Below are 21,164 nucleotides of genomic sequence, written 5' to 3'. Positions count from 1 at the left end.
AGGAGAAGTGAATCATGTTAGTTTCTTATAAATGGCTGCAAGATTACGTAAAAGTAGATGATGTGACACCGAAAGAAATCGCTGAAAAAATGACACGCGGCGGAATTGAAATTGATTTTGTTCATGAATTGAATCAAGGAGTGCGCGGTGTTGTTGTAGGATATGTTCGTTCATGTGAACAGCATCCAAATGCAGATAAATTAAATGTCTGCCAAGTAGATATCGGAGAAGAGGAACCAGTTCAAATTGTCTGCGGTGCAAAAAATATAGCAGCAGGTCAATATGTAGCGGTAGCCAAAGTTGGGGCAGTACTTCCTGGCAACTTCAAAATTAAAAAGGCTAAACTTCGCGGTGAGGCGTCTCACGGTATGATTTGTTCACTTCAGGAACTAGGAATTGAGAGCAAACTTGTACATAAAGATTTTGCAGAAGGTATTTATGTATTCAAGGAAGAGGTTGAAGTAGGGGCAGATGCTCTTGCTCTCTTGAATTTAGATGATACAGTGTTAGAGCTTGATCTTACACCGAACCGTTCAGATTGTTTAAACATGTTAGGTGTCGCGTATGAGGTTGCAGCACTTTATGATCGTGAAGTAGAGTTACCTGCTGTTTCCCTGCACACTAATGATGAGCATGCCTCAGATTACATTGATGTAAATGTGGAAAATACCGATGACAACCCTTATTACGGTGCAACGATTATAAAAGATGTAAAAGTAGGGCCATCCCCGTTATGGCTGCAAAACCGTCTGACAGCTGCTGGAATTCGTCCAATCAGCAATGTGGTTGATATTACTAACTATGTGCTGCTTGAATATGGTCAGCCGCTTCATGCCTTTGATTATGATAAGTTTGGATCAAAAGAAGTAGTGGTTCGCCGTGCCCGTGAAGGCGAGAAAATGATTACACTTGATGAGACAGAACGAGCGCTTAGCACAGATCATCTTCTTATTACAAATGGAGAGAAGCCGATGGCCATTGCTGGAGTAATGGGCGGCCAAACTTCAGAAGTAAGTGATGAAACGACTACCATTCTTCTTGAAGCAGCCTACTTTAATCCGGCTGCAGTGAGAAAAGCTTCTCGTGATCTTGGACTACGCAGTGATTCAAGTGCTCGCTTTGAAAAAGGCGTAGACCCGAGCCGTGTAAAAGCTGCCGGAGAACGCGCTGCAGCACTTATTGCGGAACTATGCGATGGTACCATTGTATCTGGTGTGGTGGAGTCTGATCAATTAAACAGAGAAGAAGTACAAGTGCACCTTAACTTACCACGCATGAATAATCGTCTAGGTACAGACATCTCAAAAGCAGATGTGGAGCGTATTTTTAACCGTCTGCAATTTACGTATGAGGATCAAGGAGAAACCCTTGTGATCAGTGCTCCGACTCGCCGTGGTGATATTCAGATTGAGGAAGATTTGTTTGAAGAAGTGGCAAGATTGTACGGTTATGATACGATCCCAACGACATTGCCTGTAGGAGCAACGACTCAAGGAGCATTAACACCTTATCAAGCAAAACGCCGACGCGTTCGCCGCTACCTTGAAAGTGTGGGTCTTACTCAAGCGATTACGTATTCATTAACAAGTCCTAAAAAAGCAGAGGGGTTTGCAGAGGAGTCTCCGGCAGAATCGGCAGTACGTTTAGCGATGCCGATGAGTGAAGACCGCAGCACAATGCGCACAAGCTTAATCCCTCATTTGTTTGATGTATTAACCTATAACTTAAATCGTAAAAATCAAGATCTTCATTTGTATGAAGTTGGATCAATCTTCACAAGTGAGGAAAAGGTGCTGACAAAACAGCCGGTAGAGCGAGAAATGGTTGCAGCAGCATTTACAGGGTTGTGGCTTGAACACCCATGGCAAGCCGAGAAAAAGCCTGTAGATTTCTTTGTTGTTAAGGGAATTGTAGAAGGGTTATTTGCTGAATTGGGGTTAGAAGATCATGTAAGCTTTAAGCAAGTAAAACGTCCTAAAATGCATCCGGGCCGCACGGCAGTGATCATGGTGAATGATGTAGAAGCAGGATTTATCGGCCAAGTCCACCCTTCTACTGAAAAAGAAGAAGACTTGCGTGAAACGTATGTCTTCCAGCTTGATTTAGAAATGTTATTAAACGTTGATGTTGAAGATGTGGTGTATCAAGGCCTGCCAAGATTCCCGTCCATCCAAAGAGATATTGCCCTTGTAGTAAATAGTGAAGTACAAGCAGGGGAAGTTGAAAAAGTGATCAGCCAAACTGGAGGATCTCTTTTACGCTCTGTTCAGTTATTTGACCTTTATCAAGGTGAGCATATGGAAGAAGGCAAGAAATCATTAGCTTTCTCATTAACTTACTTAGATCCAGAAAAAACGCTGACGGATGAAGATGTTACTCTTGTGCATGAAAAAGTGCTGGAGGAACTGCAAGCACAAATCGGAGCTTCTCTAAGATCTTAATATAAGTGGTTTGAACCCCCTGCCTAAAAGGAAAAGATAAGGCAGGGGGTTCTTTTAAATTGGTTGAAGGAGAGTGGCATCACTGAAAAAGCGTTATGTACTTATTGTAATATTATCTATTCTAGTTATCGTTACACTTTATGGGATCTATCGCCCGCTTCCTGAAGGGGTTTCTTATGAAAGTGATTCTTATTACGTGAATAATGTAGATTTTTTATACGATTTAACGTATCAAAAGGATGGTCTCATCCAGATGGAGCATGAGATTTTCACAGCAGTTGAAGAGGCTGTAAATGAAGCTGAAGAGTTTATCGTATTTGATATGTTTTTGTATAATGAGTTTTATGACCCAGAGCTGGATTTCCCCCCTCTTAGCCAGCATATGACAGATGTATTAATTGAGAAAAAACAAGCAGAACCTGATATTGAAATGCTTGTTTTATCAGATGAAATTAATACAACGTATGGATCGCATAAGTCACAGCATTTTGAGCAGCTGCGTGATGCAGGGATTGATGTGGTTGTTGTTGATGTAACGCAGCTGCGTGATTCCAACCCTTTATACTCGGGCATTTGGAGAACCTTTATACAATGGTTTGGTCAATCAGGCAGCGGCTGGCTTCCTAATGCCTTTAGTCCGGAAGCTCCAGACGTGACATTAAGATCTTATTTAAAGCTATTTAATGTAAAAGCAAATCATCGTAAAGTAGTAGCAACAGAGAAAACAGCAATTATTTCTTCAGCAAATCCTCACGATGCCAGTGCTTATCATTCAAATATTGCTATTCAAGTAGACGGGCCGATTATTGATGAGCTTGTGTACACTGAAAATGCTGCAAGTGAATTCTCAGATGGTCCGACAGTAGATGTTGAAGCTCGCCTGGCAGAAGAAGGGGAAGCAGAAGTTAGGGTGATTACGGAAGGCAGAATATATGAGCGTACGTTAGAGTTAATAGATGAAGCAGAAAGCGGAGATGAGCTGTGGTTTGCAATGTTTTACCTATCTGACCGCGACGTTATTAACTCCCTCATTGATGCTTCAAACAGGGGTGTTCAAGTACGCTTAGTGCTAGACCCTAATAAAGATGCGTTCGGACAAGAAAAGGTTGGCTTGCCAAATCGTCCGGTAGCAGCGGAATTACTAGAAGAAGGCCCAATCGAGGTTAGATGGTACGATACGATTGGCGAACAATTTCATCCAAAGTTAATGGCAAGAATAACTGAAGACCAAACCACTGTTATTGGAGGATCAGCTAACTTTACAAGCCGTAACTTACGCGACTATAATTTAGAGACAAACCTATGGGTAAAGGCACCGAATGAGCAGGAATTCTCACAAGATATCACCAGCTATTTTGAGCGGGTGTGGAACAATGAACAAGGGCATTACACAGTGCCGTACGAAGAATATCAAGATAATACAACATGGATAACGAGGTTCCTATACCGCTTGCAAAAAATAACAGGGTTAACAACTTATTAAGATGCGATCAACCACTGCCGCAAGACTCGGCAGTGGTTTCTTTGAAATCTTTCTTTTTTTTCCAATAGGAGAAACAAGTATATTTCCATCAACCCTTCTTCGTGTTATGATTAACTGAGGATTTTGTCGGCTGTGTATACATTTTGTGTATAATGGTGTATGAGATATTATGCATGATACTGTTTTAGAGCGTTTGTGCAAGTTAGTTAATAAATGCAGGAACAATGTCGAGATAGGAGGCTTCTTTTGTGTCTAAGAAAAAAGAAAAGCAACGGACAACTGTTTCAATCTATGGTCAGAATTATACGGTTGTCGGTCAAGAATCTCCGGCACATATAAAAGAAGTGGCGCAAGAGGTTGACCAAAAAATGAGAGAAATAAAAAAAAGAAATCCTTATTTAGATACAACGCGTCTTGCTGTGCTAACAGCTGTAAATGTAGTAGATGAATGTAAAAAGTTACAGTTGAGATTAGAGCTAGAAATAACCGAGCGAGATAAATCAGATTTAGGTCGAAGGGGATTAAATCGATCCGAACTAAATCGATCTGAATTAAACGAAACAAAGGGATCAAACCGTACGACAGGAGACGAATAATATGTTGAGCTTTCTTATCCTTCTACTCTTATTAATGAGTTTCTTTATAGGACGTAGACGTGGACTTATTTTGCAGCTGATTCATCTAGTTGGATTTATAGTATCTTTGTATGTGGCTTATACTTACTATCAAGAGGTCGCATCTTATATCCAGCTCTGGATTCCATATCCTCAATTTTCACAAGACAGCACTGTAGGAATGATTATTAATTCTTTTAATGGCGAGAGCGTGTATTACTCTGGGATCGCTTTTGCAATTCTATTCTTTGGAACAAAAATTCTACTTCATATTGTAGGGTCAATGCTAGATTTTGTAGCACACCTACCAATCTTAAGATCAATTAATCGTTTACTAGGAAGCATTTTTTGTTTTGTAGAAACCTACTTAATTCTATTTATCCTGCTGTATGTGGCGGCATTGCTTCCGGTTGATCTTATTCAAGATCAATTGCAGCGCTCGATTGTTGCTCAAACAATGATGAATTACACGCCGTTTTTATCTGATTGGATCCGTGACTTATGGATTCGTAATGATTTAGGGGCATAAAACGAAGAGGTCTGACCGAAATGGTTAGACCTTTTTCTATGATTGCTTGAATTCTTGATTTTACCTGTTAGATATCGGTATGATGGTGAATAGGAGAAAGGAACGGTGAGTGTGATGAACAAAAAAGAGGTAATTAAAACCCTGGAGACTATTGCGATTTATTTAGAAATTAAAGGGGAAAACCCGTTTAAAATATCTGCATATCGAAAAGCAGCTCAAGCTCTTGAGACTGATGAGCGGACACTAGATGAAATTAAAGATCCTGTAAAGTTAAACGGCATCGGAAAAGGGACTGCCGAAGTCATTAATGAGCTTAAGGAAACAGGGGAATCTACCTTATTAAAAGAGCTAAGTGAAGATGTACCAGCAGGTTTAATTCCATTGCTAAAAGTTCAAGGGCTGGGCGGTAAAAAAATCGGTAAGCTCTATCAAGAGCTGGGGGTTGTAGATGCTACCACTTTAAAGCAAGCATGTAAAGATAAAAAAGTACAAGCTTTAGCTGGATTTGGCAAAAAGACGGAAGAGAAAATTTTGGTAGCGCTTGAAGAGGCTATGACAAGACCGGAACGACTGGCTCTTCCTTTAGTATTGCCGGTTGCTGTATGGGTTGAAGGGCAGCTTGCACAAATGAGTGATATTGAAAAGTATTCAAGAGCCGGCAGCTTACGCAGGCTTCGCGAAACGGTGAAAGACCTTGATTTCATCATTGCAACTAATAACCCTGCTAAAGTAAGAGAGCAGTTAGTGTCACTTGAAGGAGCGGGGAAAGTTATTGCAAACGGCGACACCAAAGTATCGCTAGAAATCGAACAAGAATTCCCGATATCAGTTGATTTCAGACTAGTGAAGCCAGAGGAATTTGCTACGACGCTTCATCATTTTACTGGCTCAAAAAATCATAATGTGAAAATGCGCCAGCTTGCAAAAAAACGAGGCGAAAAAATAAGTGAATACGGCGTAGAAAATAATGAAACGGGTGAAGTGAAGACCTTTGAAGACGAAGAAGCTTTTTTTGCCCATTTCGGTCTAGCCTACATCCCGCCGGAAGCTAGAGAAGACCAAGGTGAGGTTGAGTATTACGAGTCGGAGAAAGAGTATGTCGATTTAGAGCACATCCACGGAGATCTCCATATGCATACGACGTGGAGTGATGGAGCCAATTCAATTGAAGAAATGGTAAAAGCAGCTCAAGCTAGAGGGTATCATTATATTGCAATTACAGATCACTCAAAGTATTTAAAGGTGGCAAATGGGTTAACCGAAAAACGCCTTAAAGAGCAGCATGAAAAGATTCGTGAACTGAATCAGCAATACGATGATTTTACGATTTTCACCGGTATTGAAATGGATATTCTGCCTGATGGAACGCTTGATTATGACGATTCTATTTTATCAGAAGTAGATTTTGTGATTGCCTCGATCCACTCTTCTTTTTCACAAAAACAAGAGGTGATTATGGATCGGTTGAAAACGGCTTTAACAAATCATCATGTGGATCTAATTGCCCATCCGACCGGCAGAGTACTCGGCAGACGTAAGGGCTATGACGTTGATCTAGAAGCTCTTATTCAATTAGCAAAAGAAACGAATACGGCTCTTGAGCTGAATGCAAATCCGAACCGTCTTGATTTAGCTGCCGAATGGCTCAAGAAAGCTGCTGAAGCAGGAGTTGTTCTTTCAGTAAATACAGATGCTCATCATATAGATGGGTTAACTGATATGAAATATGGTGTGGCGCAAGCAAGAAGAGCGATGCTGAAAAAAGAACAAGTACTGAATATGTGGAGCGTAGACGAAGTGAGGGCATTTTTAAATCGCCACGACAAATAAAGATATAAAATGGTTTTATAAAGGAGTAAATAGATGGAACGTGTATTAAGGGTATTAGAGTACAACAAAATGAAGCATCAGCTGCAAGAACATGTGGCCTCTTCTTTAGGCAAGCAGCTTGTTCATACACTTAAGCCGCATGTGAACCTAGAAGACGTTGCACGCAGCCAAAAAGAAACGTCTGAGGGGGCTACTGTCTTAAGGTTAAAAGGTCATGTGCCTCTAGGCGGGATTTTTGATGTGACTGCACATGCGAAGCGAGCGCAGATTGGCGGAGCGTTAGCTGCTGGAGAATTAATTGAAATTGCGAGTACCATTTATGGCGGCAGACAATTAAAGAAATTCATTGAGACGATGGTCGAAGAAGAAGAGCTTGAACTGACACATCTTTATTATTACACACAACAAATAGAGCCATTAACGGATATAGAACGTGCGATCAAACAATGCATTGATGATAATGGACATGTGCTGGATTCTGCAAGCCCGGCCCTTAGAACGATTCGACAGCAAGTAAGAAGTTATGAGTCATCGGTCAGATCGAAGCTTGAAAGTATTACTCGTTCTTCTAACACTCAGAAAATGCTCTCAGATGCGATTGTAACGATTAGAAATGACCGCTTTGTTATTCCAGTAAAACAAGAGTATCGCAGTGCCTTTGGCGGGATTGTACATGATCAATCTGCTTCTGGAGCAACCCTTTTTATCGAACCGCAGGCAATTGTTACTATTAACAATCAATTACGAGAAGCCAAAGTAAAAGAAGCACATGAGGTTGAGCGGATTTTAGCAGAATTGTCTGCCCTTATTTCAGAGCATGCGGATGCGATCCTTATTAATCTTGAGCAATTAGCGCAGCTTGATTTTATCTTTTCCAAAGCTCATTATGCGAAACGAATTAAAGCAACAGCGCCGCTGCTTAATGACCGTGGCTACATTCATTTGAAAAGAGCAAGGCACCCGTTGCTCGCTGATAATGAAGTTGTTCCAATCGATGTGATCCTCGGAGACGAATACCGTTCATTAATTATCACTGGACCAAATACGGGCGGTAAAACGGTCACTTTAAAAACAGTAGGACTTTTAACGTTAATGGCTCAATCAGGATTGCATGTACCGGTTGATGAGGAATCTGAGGTAGCCGTATTTAAGCAAGTATTTGCTGATATCGGTGATGAGCAGTCGATTGAACAAAGTTTAAGTACGTTTTCAAGTCATATGACAAATATTGTGGACATTTTAGATAAGGTTGACTTTCAAAGCCTGGTCTTATTTGATGAGCTTGGTGCAGGGACAGATCCGACCGAAGGTGCTGCACTTGCGATTTCTATCTTGGATGATGTGTATAAAAGAGGGGCATGTGTTGTTGCGACCACCCATTACAGTGAGTTAAAAGGCTATGCATATAACCGAGAAGGGGCAATGAATGCAAGTGTTGAATTTGATGTAGAAACATTGCGACCAACTTATCGTTTACTTATAGGAGTTCCTGGCCGCAGTAACGCCTTTGCCATTTCAAGACGGCTTGGACTTGATGAGCGCATTATCGAATCAGCGAAAGAACAAATTGATAGTGAAACGAATCAAATTGAAAATATGATTGCCTCTTTAGAGACAAGCCAAAGATCTGCTGAATCTGAATGGGCAGAGGCGAGCGAGATCAGAAAAAAAGCTGAAACATTAAGAAATGAGTTAATGGCTCAAATAGAACAATTAGAAGAACAAAAGGAACGTGTCTTAAAAGAGGCCGAAGATAAAGCAAAAGCTGCAGTTGAGTCTGCTAAAGAAGAAGCCGAATTTATTATTGGTGAACTAAGAGAAATGCAAAAAGAAGGCCTGAATGTTAAGGAGCATCAATTAATTGATGCAAAAAAACATTTAGAAGAAGCAGCACCAAAGCTGACGGCAAAGCAAAAGAAAGTGAAAAAGGAAGCTGCGAGAGCGAAAGCGAAGCAGACAATTAAAGTCGGCGATGATGTTAAAGTATTAAGCTTCGGGCAAAAAGGGCATGTCATTGAACAGGTCAATGAGAAAGAATATAACGTTCAAATCGGCATTATGAAGATGAAAGTCAAAGCAGATGACTTACAGCTCTTAGATAAACCAAAACAAGTAGAGACAAAGCCTCTTGCTACTGTCAGAGGCAGCGAGCATCATGTGAAACCTGAACTTGATCTTCGCGGAGAGAGGTATGAAGATGCTATGTTAAAAGTAGAAAAATACATTGATGATGCGCTATTGGCTGGTTATCATCAAGTATCAATTATTCACGGGAAAGGGACGGGTGCTCTCAGAAAAGGAGTTAAACAATTAGTGAGTAAGCATCCAAGAATAAAAGCAGCTCGTGACGGAGGTATGAATGAAGGCGGTCTTGGAAATACGGTGATTGAATTAAAATAGACTCTTTAGAACGTACGTGTAAGACTGCACAGGTTATAAGTAGTTGACTAGAGTTAGAAACGAGTGAAGGAGAATAGGATGGAGTCACTTTTCGAGCTTGAATTAATCAAGACTGCGGCATATTACAGTGTTTCCTTGCTAGCGCTAATCGTCTTTTTAGCGGTGTTTGAAACGGTAACGAAATACAAAAATTGGGATGAAATCAAAAATGGCAACATAGCAGTGGCGCTTGCAACAGGAGGGAAAATCTTTGGGGTAGCCAATATTTTTAGGCACTCTATTGAACACTCCGACTCACTTTTAATGATGCTAGGATGGGGAGTACTAGGCTTTGCTCTATTGCTTTTTAGTTATTTTATATTTGAATTTTTAACGCCAAGCTTCAAAGTTGATGAAGAGATTGCTCGCGATAACCGTGCTGTTGGCTTTATCGCGATGGTGATTTCAATTGGTCTGTCTTATGTCATAGGAGCGAGCATTATAAGCAGAAGTTAAAGGGGAGAAGGTACGTTGGAAACGTTAATGAAAATATTGTATGTATGCTGCGGGGCGTTCATTTTAGCGGGTATCATTTACATGATGTTCTTTGCAGCTTCATAAAATAGATAAAGGCTGTGCGAATGTATTTTGCACAGTCTTTTTTATCGGATAAATAAGAACTAGGAAAAAAGTTCAGAAAATTTTTAAAAAAAGATTCAAAATTGTAAGCGATTACAATACAATAGTATTAGAGGAGAGTGGCACACAAGAAAGGAGAATGGAGAAAGGGGTAAGGAGATGACTGTTATGACGCATGAAGATAAGGTTTGGCTCAAGCACTACCCAAAGGAGATTCCTCATACGATTCCATATGAGGACAATACGCTTCATGACTACCTAAAGCAAGCTGCAAGTAAGTATGCTAGTACATCAGCATTGCATTTCCTTGGAAAAGAGTTAACGTATGAAGAGCTTTACAATCAAGCTAAACAGTTTGCAAATCAGCTTCAGTCTCTAGGCATTCAAAAAGGAGACCGTGTCGCGATTATGCTTGCAAACTGTCCCCAATCGGTTATCAGCTATTACGGTACTTTAATGATTGGCGCCATTGTAGTGCAGACGAACCCTTTATATGTTGAAAGGGAGCTCGAGCATCAACTGGTTGACTCAGGTGCAAAAGTAATTATTTGTCTTGATTTAGTATTTCCAAGAGTGCAGGCCGTTCGCAGTAAAACCAGCTTAGAACATGTCATCGTAACGAGCATTAAAGATTATTTACCATTTCCGAAAAATCTCTTGTATCCACTCGTGCAAAAAAAGAAAATGGGTATTAAAGTTGAAGTTGTGTACGACGATAAGACGCTTGCTTTTAAAAATTTCTTAAACCAAGGGTCTACAAAAGAGGTAAATGTAGAAGTAGATCCTACCGTTGATTTGGCATTATTGCAATACACAGGAGGTACAACCGGCCCTGCTAAAGGTGTAATGCTGACACATGCAAACCTCGTCATTAATACTTCTCAATGTATGGCGTGGATGTATAAGATGCGCCCTGGCAATGAAAGAATGCTTGCAGCTTTGCCGTTCTTCCACGTGTATGGTATGACGGTCATCATGAACTTCTCAATTATGGGAGGGTTAACAACTGTTATCCTGCCGAAGTTTGAAGTGAAAGATGTACTAAAAACAATTGAAAAGCAAAAGGTTACACTATTTCCAGGTGCTCCTACCATGTATGTGGCACTCATTAATGATCCTGATATACAGGAATATGATTTATCATCAATTGAAACTTGTTTAAGCGGAGCTGCACCTTTGCCGCTTGAAGTTCAGCAAAAGTTTGAGAAGCTCTCAGGCGGTAAACTCGTAGAAGGGTATGGGTTAACTGAAACCTCTCCAGTTGCTATTTCTAATTTAATTTGGGGAGAGAGGAAAACAGGAAGTATCGGTCTGCCGTGGCCGGATACCGATGCTGCAATTATTTCTGCTGAAACAGGCGAAAAAGCTGATTTTGGAGAAGTTGGTGAAATTGCCATCCGTGGTCCTCAAGTGATGAAAGGGTACTGGAACAGGCCTGAGGAAACGGCTAAAGTGTTTAAAGATGATTGGTTCTTAACCGGTGATATGGGTTATATGGATGAGGAAGGCTATTTCTACATTGTTGATCGTAAAAAAGATATGATCATTGCAGGCGGCTTTAATATTTACCCACGGGAAATTGAAGAAGTGCTTTATGAGCACGATGCGATTCAAGAAGCTGTCATTATCGGGGCTCCTGATGAGTATCGCGGGGAAACCGTCAAAGCATTTATTGTATTAAAGCAAGGGAAATCTGTCACAGAAGAAGAACTCGATCAATATTGCCGCAAGCATCTAGCTGCATTTAAAGTGCCAAAGGTATATGAATTTAGAGAAGAACTTCCAAAAACACTTGTTGGTAAAATCCTCAGACGTGTTTTGGTTGAAGAAGAAAACAAAAAGCATGAAGCTAAAAAAGCAAGCAGTGAATAGAGTGATGAAGGAAACTGTCCGACTTTCGGGCAGTTTTTTTATGAGTGTGAATATGTTAATAAAGGACAAATTTCGACTAGATCGCAGGAAAATTTTAAAAAATCACAAAAATCTATTTAAAATTGAATCATTATTCATTACAATGTAGAAGAGAGAGAGGAAACGTTTATAAGGAAAGGGGAGCGATGAGGAGGCCAATTAATGTCGACAGTAACAGAACATGCATGGGTTGGACGTTATCACAAGGAAATTCCAGCAAGTATCGAATATCCTAATGTTTCACTACACGAATTAGTTGAGCAAGCTGCACATAAATATCCGAACAACACGGCGTTAGAATTTATGGGGAAGTCGCTTACATACAGTCAATTTGACTTAGAAGTAAGAAGGCTCGCCAATCATCTTCAAACCTTAGGTCTTAAAAAAGGTGAACGCGTAGCGATTATGCTGCCTAACTGCCCGCAAGGAGTCATTGCTTATTTTGCAACATTACTAGCCGGAGGAGTAGTCGTTCAAACCAATCCTCTGTATGTAGAGCGAGAATTAGAACATCAACTATCTGATTCAGGCGCCAAAATTATCTTATGTTTGGACTTGTTATATCCACGGGTAATGAAGGTGAAAAATGCAACGTCAGTCGAACATATTATTGTAACCGCTATCAAAGATTACTTGCCGTTTCCAAAGAATTTGATTTATCCGTTTATCCAAAAGAAGAACACAAAGATGACGGTCAATGTGGAATACTCTTCTACTATTCATCCGTTTCTGCCCTTTGTTAAGGCCGGAAGCGACAAGCGTCCTGAGGTAGATATAGACCCAAGAGAGGACCTAGCCTTGCTGCAATACACAGGAGGGACTACGGGCCTTGCAAAAGGAGTTATGCTGACTCACCGTAATCTTGTGGCGAACACGATTCAATGCCGTCATTGGATGTACAAAATGAAAGAAGGCGAAGAGCGTACGTTAGCTGTGCTTCCATTCTTTCACGTATACGGCATGACTGTATCAATGAATCTTACGCTGATGAACGGGAATGCACTTCATATTGTTCCGAAGTTTGATCCAAAAGAAGTCTTGAAAATTATTAACAAAAAACGTATTACAATCTTTCCAGGTGCACCAACGATGTATATCGGCCTAATTAATCACCCTGATGTCAAGAAGTATGACCTGTCGTCGATTGAGGCGTGTATCAGCGGTTCTGCTTCATTGCCTCAAGAAGTTCAACAGAAGTTTGAAGAGCTGACAGGCGGTCGCCTTGTTGAAGGATATGGTCTGACTGAAGCATCACCGGTGACTCATTGTAACTTGCTATGGGGAGACCATCGCCAAGCAAGTATAGGATTGCCATGGCCGGATACAGAAGCTGTTATTCTCTCTATGGAAACAGGAGAACCTGTGGAGCAAGGAGAAGTAGGGGAGCTTGCCGTTCGAGGCCCGCAAATTATGAAAGGGTATTGGAACCGGCCGGAGGCTACTCAAGCAACGATGCAAGATGATTGGCTTTTAACGGGTGATATGGGATATATGGATGAGGAAGGCTATTTTTATATCGTTGATCGTAAAAAGGATATGATTATTGCTGGTGGTTTTAACATTTATCCTAGAGAAATTGAAGAAGTGTTATATAACCATGAGGATATTCAAGAAGCAGTAGCTATTGGTGTGCCGGATGAATACCGCGGGGAAACCGTAAAGGTATTTGTCGTCCTTAAAGAAGGCAAGCAGCTTACTGAAAAAGAGTTAAATCAATATTGCCGTAAACATCTGGCTGCTTATAAAGTACCAAGGTTATATGAGTTCCGTGAAGAGCTCCCAAAAACAATTGTCGGTAAAATTTTAAAGCGAGTACTTATCGAGGAAGAAAAAGAGAAAACAGCTGCATTAAATCAAGAGAAATCTAGTTGATAACCATTCTATTATGAAAATGGTGGATTGACAGTCTTGGTTTTTTCCACTAGAATAAGAGATATGAATGAATACTCATTCATTTTAAAGGAGCGACAAAAGTGGGAAAGAAAAAAGGACCAAAATACAACCAGATTATCGATGCAGCTGTAACGGTTATTGCTAAGCATGGTTATCATCAGGCACAAGTAGCGAAGATCGCCAGAGAGGCGGGAGTTGCGGATGGAACGATTTATCTTTATTTTAAAAATAAAGAAGACATTTTGACCTCTTTATTTGAAGAGAAGATGGGCCGTTTTGTAGAGACCATTCGAACAAAGATTGAGTCTTGCCAAACCGTGGATGAAAAATTCCTCCTTCTAATGACCACGCACTTTGAACAATTAGAAGCAGATAAGCAGCTCGCTATCGTCACACAACTAGAGCTTAGACAATCAAATACGGACCTTAGACTGAAAATTAATGATATCTTAAAAGGGTATTTAACCTTGATGGACGAATTAATTACTGAAGGGAAAGAAAGCGGTTATTTTGACCCTGAGTTAGACAATCGCCTAGCGCGTCAAATGATTTTCGGCACGTTAGATGAAGTAGTTACAAATTGGGTTATGAAAGACTGCAAGTATGACCTGAGTGCTCTAGCAAAACCCTTACACCAAATGCTTTTGGGAGGTTTTTGTAAAAGGTAGATAAGAATGGAGTGGAAGGAATGGATTATATCAAGCTTGATGTTAGCGAACATATTGCGACCATAACGTTAGCTCGTCCGCCAGCAAATGCCTTGTCACGCGGCGTTCTATCGGAACTTGATGAAGCCTTTACTCAAATTGAACAGAATAATGATGTTCATGTTGTCCTCTTATGCGGCGAAGGAAGATTCTTTGCCGCAGGAGCTGACATCAAAGAGTTCACAGAGGTAGAGGATGGTGCAGCTTTCACCAAACTAGCCCTGCAAGGTCAAGTTCTATTTGATCGTATTGAAGCATTTAAAAAACCTGTTATTGCAGCTATTCATGGTGCAGCACTTGGCGGAGGATTAGAACTTGCTATGGCTTGCCATATTCGTCTGGCAACAGAAGATGCAAAACTTGGTCTTCCAGAATTGCAGCTTGGATTAATTCCAGGATTTGCAGGAAGCCAGCGATTGCCGCAGTATGTTGGCCGTGCTAAAGCGACCGAAATGCTTTTGACTAGTGATCCGATTACAGGGTCTGAGGCAAAAACATTAGGTCTTGTTAATTCGACTCATTCTGAGCAAGCGCTCATTGAAGATGCAATGGCGTTAGCGAAAAAGATTGCCAAGAAAAGCACAGTAACAACACGCTTAACTTTAGAGCTGCTGCAATTTGGCATTGATGAGCAGTACAAAGCTGGAGCGAAGCGAGAAGCTGAACTTTTTGGGCTTGCATTTGATTCAGAGGATGGAAAAGAAGGCATACAAGCCTTTATTGAAAAGCGAGCACCTAAATTCCAAAATAAATAGTTTACTAATTCTAGGAGGGAATAAAGCATGAACATTTTCGTCTTAATGAAACGTACTTTTGACACTGAGGAAAAAATTGCGATCTCAAACGGTCGAATTGATGAAGGTGGAGCAGAATTTATTATTAACCCATACGATGAGTATGCCATTGAAGAAGCGATTGTACTCCGTGATGAACATGGCGGAGAAGTAACGGTTGTAACAGTTGGTGAAGAAGAGGCAGAAAAAGAACTACGTACTGCTTTAGCAATGGGTGCAGACAAAGCTGTATTGCTTGATAGCGAAGATGTAGATGAATTAGATCAATTTACAACAGCTTCAATGCTTGCTGCTTACTTAAAAGAGCAAGAGTATGACATTATTTTAGGCGGAAATGTGGCGGTTGACGGAGGAAGCGGACAAGTTGGTCCTCGTGTAGCTGAACTATTAGAAATCCCGCAAGTGACAACGATTACAAACCTAGAAGTGGCGGACGGGACAGCAACAATCGTTCGTGATGTTGAAGGAGACGAAGAAACAGTAGAAGTATCTCTTCCTGTTCTTGTAACGGCTCAACAAGGTTTAAATGAGCCGCGTTACCCATCACTTCCTGGTATTATGAAAGCGAAGAAAAAGCCATTAGAAACACTTGATTTAGATGATCTTGACTTGGATGAAGATGATGTAGAAGCAAAAACAACGACAATTGAAATCTTCTTACCACCAGAAAAGCAAGCAGGAAAACTATTAGAAGGCGACCCGCAAGCGCAAGTAAAAGAGCTCGTATCACTTCTGAAATCTGAAGCAAAAGTCATTTAATTGGAGGGATTATCATGGCAAAGAAAGTACTTGTAATCGGAGAAGTTCGTGACGGAGAATTACGTAATGTATCATATGAAGCAGTTGCTGCCGGAAAAGAAGTAGCAGATGGCGGAGAAGTAGTAGGGGTTCTTTTAGGAGAAGATGTAAGCGGTTTAGCTGAAAGTCTTATCCACTACGGTGCAGATCGTGTAATCGTTGTGAACCATGCTGACCTTAAAACATACACAACAGATGCTTATCAACAGGCATTATTGCAAGTTCTTGATGTAGAGAGTCCTGAGGGAGTTCTTCTTGGACACACTTCATTAGGGAAAGATGTTTCACCTCGTCTTGCAATGAAACTAAATGCGGGGCTGATCTCTGATGCGATCTCTGTTGAGATGGACGGAGGAGATGCGGTATTCACGCGTCCAATCTATTCTGGTAAAGCATTTGAGAAAAAGAAAGTGAATGAGGGAGTTGTTTTTGCAACAATCCGTCCAAATAACATTCCGCCGCTTGAAAAAGATGAGTCAAGAAGCGGAGATGTGTCGAACTTAACAGTAGATATTAAAGATCTACGCACAGTCATTAAAGATGTAGTTCGTAAAGCAACAGGCGGTGTTGATCTGTCTGAAGCAAAAGTAATCGTAGCTGGCGGCCGTGGAGTAAAAGGTAAAGAAGGCTTTGAGCCGCTTCAAGAATTAGCAGACCTCCTAGGCGGTGCGGTTGGAGCATCTCGTGGGGCGTGTGATGCAGACTATTGCGATTACTCACTTCAAATTGGTCAAACGGGTAAAGTCGTAACACCAGACTTATATATTGCGGTTGGTCTTTCAGGTGCGATTCAACATTTAGCTGGTATGTCTAACTCTAAGGTCATTGTAGCAATTAACAAAGACCCAGAAGCTCCTATTTTTGAAGTAGCTGATTACGGTATAGTCGGCGATCTATTTGAAATTCTTCCAATCCTGACAGAAGAGCTTAAAAGCACATTAGTTTCTAACTAATGATCCTTAAAGAAAGTCCATGGACGCATGGGCTTTCTTTTTTTGTTGCCTGTATTATAGCGGGCATGTTTTAAAATTATTCATTCGGTTATTTTAATACTAGGCAGGGGATGATAATTGCGAGCAACTTATTCGCCAATTTAATACGTCAAATGGTATAATCAGACTGTAAATTATTTTGTTGAGAATTAAAGGAGGCTTTTTTGATGGCTATCGTAAACGTAACAGATCAAACATTCGCAAGTGAAACAAGTGAGGGAGTCGTTCTTGCAGACTTTTGGGCACCTTGGTGTGGACCTTGTAAAATGATTGCACCTGTTCTTGAAGAATTAGATGCAGAGATGGGCGATAAAGTAAAGATCGCTAAGTTAGATGTAGATGAGAACCAAGAAACAGCTGGTAAGTACAGCGTCATGAGTATCCCTACTCTTCTTGTTTTTAAAGATGGAGATGTAGTAGATCAAGTTGTTGGGTTCCAGCCGAAGGAAGCATTAGCTGAACTTCTAAACAAACACCTATAATTCATTATGAAATCGCGCCCTCAAAAGAGAGCGCGATTTTTTGCTGTGCTTGCTGCTTCATACTTGATATTTTTTTAGATGTCGCTAACAATAGAGTGAGAGAACATATGTTTAGATTTTGCAGCCAATAGGTTAGAGCTATCGGATTTACAGCAATAAGTTTCGCTGTAATGGAGAGGGGGAGACGTGTAAGTGAATCAGAAAGATGGAAATTACCTGAAGGAAAAGCTAGCGGTCTTGCCTGATCAGCCTGGCTGTTATTTAATGAAAGATCGTCAAGGAACCATTATCTATGTAGGAAAAGCAAAGGTTTTGAAAAACCGAGTGAGATCATATTTCACCGGTTCTCATGATGCGAAAACACAAAGGCTTGTTAGTGAAATTGTGGACTTTGAATATATTATGACCTCATCAAATATCGAGGCACTTATTCTCGAGATGAACTTAATAAAAAAACATGACCCAAAATACAATGTCATGTTAAAAGATGATAAATCGTATCCGTATTTAAAAATTACGAACGAAGAGCATCCGCGTTTGATCACGACAAGAAATATAAAAAAAGACGGCGGAAAGTATTTTGGTCCTTATCCTAATGCAGGGGCGGCTAACGAAACGAAAAAGTTATTAGACCGCTTATATCCATTGCGTAAATGCAGAACGATGCCTGATAAAGTGTGTTTATATTATCATATTGGTCAATGTTTAGCGCCGTGTGTTTATGAGGTAACCAAAGAGCAAAATCAAGAGATGGTTCAAGAAATCACTAAATTTTTGCGTTCAGGTCATGATGAGATTAAAGAAGATCTGACCGAGAAGATGATGAAAGCCTCAGAAGAGTTGAATTTTGAGCGGGCCAAAGAATTAAGAGATCTATTGCAGCATATGGACCAAATCAGAGAAAAGCAAAAGATGACCATTAATGATCACATTAATCGAGATGTATTTGGCTTTGCTTATGATAAAGGCTGGATGTGCGTGCAAGTGTTCTTTATACGTCAAGGAAAGCTGATCGAGCGGGATGTGTCGATTTTTCCATTTTATAAAGAAGCTAAGGATGATCTGCTTACATTTGTAGGGCAGTTTTATCTTCAAAAAGATCATATTAAGCCAGCAGAAATACTCCTGCCAGAAGAAGTAGATCGTGAATTGGTTGAACAATTATTAGAAGTGAAAACAGCTCATCCAAAACGAGGTAAGAAAAAGGAACTGCTTGATTTAGCCAACCAGAATGCTTCTTTTGCGCTAAAAGAAAAGTTTTCCTTAATTGAGCGGGATGAAGATCGAACGATCAAAGCAGTAGAACGATTAGGAGAAGCAATGGGGATTGCAACACCTTATCGCATAGAAGCCTTTGATAACTCAAACATTCAAGGAACAGATCCTGTCTCTGCAATGGTGACCTTTTTAGATGGGAAGCCAAGCCGCAAAGATTACCGGAAATATAAAATTAAGACAGTGACAGGTCCAGATGATTACGGTTCAATGCGCGAGGTTGTAAAAAGGCGCTATGTGAGGCTGCTCCAAGAAGAAAGACCGCTGCCTGATTTAATTGTCATTGATGGCGGGAGAGGTCAAATCGCTGCTGCGCAAGAAGTAATTGAAGACGAATTAGGACTCTTCATACCGGTTTGCGGACTTGCTAAAGATGAAAAGCACCGCACTTCTCAATTATTAATGGGCGACCCTCCTGTAGTCATTCCGTTAAAAAGAGACAGCCATGAATTTTATCTACTTCAAAGAATACAAGATGAGGTTCACAGGTTTGCGATTACCTTTCATAGACAAACAAGGTCAAAAACCTTCTTTCAATCTGTGCTTGATGAGATTCCTGGTGTAGGAGAGAAACGAAAACGCCAGCTGCTCAAACATTTTGGGTCCGTGAAAAAAATGAAGGAAGCGACGATTGAAGAATTAGCAGTAGAAGGGGTTCCAAGGAACGTAGCAGAAGCTATTTATGAAAAGCTGCATGAGAAAGATTAAATTTCTTATTGCAACATACGTAATCCTCTGCTAGAATGAAAACCAATTAAATATGCCGCACTTCAAAACAATGAAGTGATGGTAGAGGAGCGAAAACCATTAGTAAACCAGTTGAGAGCGGTGAGGTTCTAAGACGCTGGTTAAAAGGGGAATTCGCCGAAGTTTGTATAGAGCTCATAGCTATACATGCTGGACTTATCTCAAACAGGGATAAGGCTGTCACTTGACTATACCCAATAGTCTTGTGGAGAACTATCTCACGTGAGAAAGGGAGTAGTGTGGTACCTGTACGGTATGACAAGCAACGGTGAGGGGTTTTCCTTATTGTTGCTTTTTTTGTACGCAAAAAAGGTATAACACATCCAGTCGATCAAAAGTATCGCGCGTGAAGAGATTGAAAGGATGAGGCGAAATGGCAAGGATTGTACAAAAATACGGCGGAACATCAGTTGGTTCTGTAGAAAAGATTGAAAATGTTGCAGACCGTGTTACACGAGCAGCGGAGGCAGGGAGTGAGCTGATTGTTGTTGTATCAGCGATGGGAAAGTCAACGGATCAGTTAGTCGGTTTAGCAAATGATATTACGGAGCATCCAAGTAAAAGAGAAATGGATATGCTTTTATCCACTGGAGAACAGGTCACGATCTCCTTACTTACAATGGCTCTTTTAAAGCGCGGAGTAGAAGCCGTATCTTATACAGGCGGTCAGGCAGGAATTTTAACAGAAGCAACTCATGGAAATGCTAGAATAAAAGAAATTGATTCAGAACGTTTAAAGAATCAGCTTGAAGCAGGAAAAGTGCTTGTTGTGGCAGGGTTTCAAGGTGTAACAGAAGATGGCAGCATTACAACATTAGGAAGAGGCGGTTCAGATACAACAGCGGTTGCGTTAGCTGCAGCTGTAGAGGCCGATCGTTGCGAGATTTATACAGATGTAACAGGAGTCTTCACGACGGACCCACGGTATGTGAAGAAGGCACGTAAACTGCAGGCGGTATCCTACGATGAAATGTTAGAAATGGCTAATTTGGGGGCAGGCGTACTTCATCCAAGAGCGGTAGAGTTTGCGAAAAATTATGAAGTCCCATTAATGGTTGCATCAAGCATGGTAGAAGAAACGGGAACAATGATTGAGGAGGAAGTTACAGTGGAGAAAAATTTAATTGTACGAGGGATTGCATTTGAGAATGACGTCACAAAAGTAACGGTTGCAGGTCTGCCAAACCGTATGGATACCCTGCCAAAACTTTTTTCTATTCTGTCTAGCAACGGAGTAAATGTAGATATTATTATTCAGAACCAATATGACGAAGATCATGTTAATATCTCATTTTCTATTACTCAATGCTCACTGAAAGAAACGGTAGCATGTTTAGAGCAAGCAAAGAACGAACTTGAATTTGAACACTTATATCATGAAGAAGATCTAGCAAAAGTATCGATTGTAGGGTCAGGCATGATTTCAAATCCTGGTGTGGCAGCTACAATGTTTGAGGCTCTAGCTAAAAATGAAATATTCATTAAAATGGTCAGTACATCTGAGATTAAAGTGTCGGCTGTTGTTTCTGAAGACGATATGGTGATGGCTGTTGAGGTCTTACATGATGCGTTTAAGTTAGACGAAGTACATGAAGAACAAGCGGCACAATTAGTATAAAGGAAAAAGCGATGCACTCATGCATCGCTTTT

The 21,164-nt window shown here is 40.6% G+C and carries 16 protein-coding genes and 1 riboswitch; all 16 genes read left to right on the top strand.

Annotation, left to right across the window (positions count from 1 at the left end; all coding sequences use genetic code 11):
* Positions 1–14: 14 nt before the first annotated feature.
* Complete coding sequence (gene pheT / locus A33I_RS12950) at positions 15–2,441, top strand: phenylalanine--tRNA ligase subunit beta (protein WP_022628814.1); 2,427 nt, start codon at positions 15–17, stop codon at positions 2,439–2,441.
* A gap of 73 nt (positions 2,442–2,514) precedes the next feature.
* Positions 2,515–3,924 (top strand): phospholipase D family protein, encoded by a 1,410-nt coding sequence (locus tag A33I_RS12945; protein ID WP_022628813.1) that lies wholly within the window; start codon positions 2,515–2,517, stop codon positions 3,922–3,924.
* 248 nt (positions 3,925–4,172) lie between these two features.
* Positions 4,173–4,520 carry a cell division protein ZapA gene (gene zapA, locus A33I_RS21305; RefSeq protein WP_022628812.1) on the top strand — a complete coding sequence of 116 codons (348 nt, stop codon included), beginning with the start codon at positions 4,173–4,175 and terminating at the stop codon, positions 4,518–4,520.
* A 1-nt stretch (position 4,521) separates the two neighbouring features.
* Positions 4,522–5,067, top strand: a complete 546-nt coding sequence (locus A33I_RS12935) for a CvpA family protein (RefSeq protein WP_022628811.1) — start codon at positions 4,522–4,524, stop codon at positions 5,065–5,067.
* A gap of 114 nt (positions 5,068–5,181) precedes the next feature.
* Positions 5,182–6,897, top strand: coding sequence for a DNA polymerase/3'-5' exonuclease PolX (polX, locus tag A33I_RS12930; RefSeq protein ID WP_031311641.1), 1,716 nt, complete (start codon positions 5,182–5,184; stop codon positions 6,895–6,897).
* Positions 6,898–6,930: 33 nt separating this feature from the next.
* Positions 6,931–9,297, top strand: coding sequence for an endonuclease MutS2 (locus A33I_RS12925; RefSeq protein WP_022628809.1), 2,367 nt, complete (start codon positions 6,931–6,933; stop codon positions 9,295–9,297).
* A gap of 78 nt (positions 9,298–9,375) precedes the next feature.
* Positions 9,376–9,792, top strand: a complete 417-nt coding sequence (locus A33I_RS12920; protein ID WP_022628808.1) for a DUF350 domain-containing protein — start codon at positions 9,376–9,378, stop codon at positions 9,790–9,792.
* A gap of 291 nt (positions 9,793–10,083) precedes the next feature.
* A complete protein-coding gene (locus tag A33I_RS12915; protein WP_022628807.1) occupies positions 10,084–11,787 on the top strand; it encodes a long-chain-fatty-acid--CoA ligase in 1,704 nt (567 codons plus the stop codon).
* A gap of 201 nt (positions 11,788–11,988) precedes the next feature.
* Positions 11,989–13,698: a long-chain-fatty-acid--CoA ligase gene (locus A33I_RS12910; protein WP_022628805.1), complete on the top strand. Its 1,710-nt coding sequence runs from the start codon at positions 11,989–11,991 to the stop codon at positions 13,696–13,698.
* A gap of 101 nt (positions 13,699–13,799) precedes the next feature.
* Entirely contained in the window at positions 13,800–14,387 is a 588-nt protein-coding gene (locus tag A33I_RS12905; protein WP_012959976.1) for a TetR/AcrR family transcriptional regulator, read from the top strand.
* A gap of 20 nt (positions 14,388–14,407) precedes the next feature.
* A complete protein-coding gene (locus A33I_RS12900) occupies positions 14,408–15,181 on the top strand; it encodes an enoyl-CoA hydratase (protein WP_022628804.1) in 774 nt (257 codons plus the stop codon).
* A gap of 27 nt (positions 15,182–15,208) precedes the next feature.
* The gene (locus tag A33I_RS12895) at positions 15,209–15,979 is read left to right on the top strand and encodes an electron transfer flavoprotein subunit beta/FixA family protein (protein WP_022628803.1); all 771 of its coding nucleotides are present in this window, start codon (positions 15,209–15,211) and stop codon (positions 15,977–15,979) included.
* Between the two features lie 14 nt (positions 15,980–15,993).
* Positions 15,994–16,971, top strand: a complete 978-nt coding sequence (locus A33I_RS12890; protein ID WP_022628802.1) for an electron transfer flavoprotein subunit alpha/FixB family protein — start codon at positions 15,994–15,996, stop codon at positions 16,969–16,971.
* A gap of 206 nt (positions 16,972–17,177) precedes the next feature.
* Complete coding sequence (gene trxA, locus A33I_RS12885; protein ID WP_022628801.1) at positions 17,178–17,492, top strand: thioredoxin; 315 nt, start codon at positions 17,178–17,180, stop codon at positions 17,490–17,492.
* A 192-nt stretch (positions 17,493–17,684) separates the two neighbouring features.
* Positions 17,685–19,475 carry an excinuclease ABC subunit UvrC gene (uvrC, locus tag A33I_RS12880; protein WP_022628800.1) on the top strand — a complete coding sequence of 597 codons (1,791 nt, stop codon included), beginning with the start codon at positions 17,685–17,687 and terminating at the stop codon, positions 19,473–19,475.
* Positions 19,476–19,549: 74 nt separating this feature from the next.
* A riboswitch (Lysine riboswitch) is annotated at positions 19,550–19,738 on the top strand.
* A gap of 149 nt (positions 19,739–19,887) precedes the next feature.
* On the top strand, positions 19,888–21,132 hold the full coding sequence (locus A33I_RS12875; protein WP_022628799.1) for an aspartate kinase: 1,245 nt from the start codon (positions 19,888–19,890) through the stop codon (positions 21,130–21,132).
* Positions 21,133–21,164: the final 32 nt, after the last annotated feature.

The organism is Alkalihalophilus marmarensis DSM 21297 (assembly GCF_000474275.2).
In the GTDB taxonomy this organism is placed as follows: Bacteria; Bacillota; Bacilli; order Bacillales; family Bacillaceae_D; genus Alkalihalophilus; species Alkalihalophilus marmarensis.
The sequence above is the reverse complement of the archived record's forward strand: the minus strand, read 5'-3'. Positions and strand labels throughout refer to the sequence as shown.

Bases quoted from the DNA above. Each gene is read 5' to 3' on its own strand.
- A33I_RS12920 (WP_022628808.1), top strand. From the start codon at position 9,376: ATGGAGTCACTTTTCGAGCTTGAATTAATCAAGACTGCGGCATATTAC.
- A33I_RS12910 (WP_022628805.1), top strand. From the start codon at position 11,989: ATGTCGACAGTAACAGAACATGCATGGGTTGGACGTTATCACAAGGAA.
- A33I_RS12875 (WP_022628799.1), top strand. From the start codon at position 19,888: ATGGCAAGGATTGTACAAAAATACGGCGGAACATCAGTTGGTTCTGTA.
- A33I_RS12915 (WP_022628807.1), top strand. From the start codon at position 10,084: ATGACGCATGAAGATAAGGTTTGGCTCAAGCACTACCCAAAGGAGATT.
- trxA (WP_022628801.1), top strand. From the start codon at position 17,178: ATGGCTATCGTAAACGTAACAGATCAAACATTCGCAAGTGAAACAAGT.
- A33I_RS12925 (WP_022628809.1), top strand. From the start codon at position 6,931: ATGGAACGTGTATTAAGGGTATTAGAGTACAACAAAATGAAGCATCAG.
- polX (WP_031311641.1), top strand. From the start codon at position 5,182: ATGAACAAAAAAGAGGTAATTAAAACCCTGGAGACTATTGCGATTTAT.
- pheT (WP_022628814.1), top strand. From the start codon at position 15: ATGTTAGTTTCTTATAAATGGCTGCAAGATTACGTAAAAGTAGATGAT.
- A33I_RS12890 (WP_022628802.1), top strand. From the start codon at position 15,994: ATGGCAAAGAAAGTACTTGTAATCGGAGAAGTTCGTGACGGAGAATTA.
- A33I_RS12935 (WP_022628811.1), top strand. From the start codon at position 4,522: ATGTTGAGCTTTCTTATCCTTCTACTCTTATTAATGAGTTTCTTTATA.
- A33I_RS12895 (WP_022628803.1), top strand. From the start codon at position 15,209: ATGAACATTTTCGTCTTAATGAAACGTACTTTTGACACTGAGGAAAAA.
- A33I_RS12900 (WP_022628804.1), top strand. From the start codon at position 14,408: ATGGATTATATCAAGCTTGATGTTAGCGAACATATTGCGACCATAACG.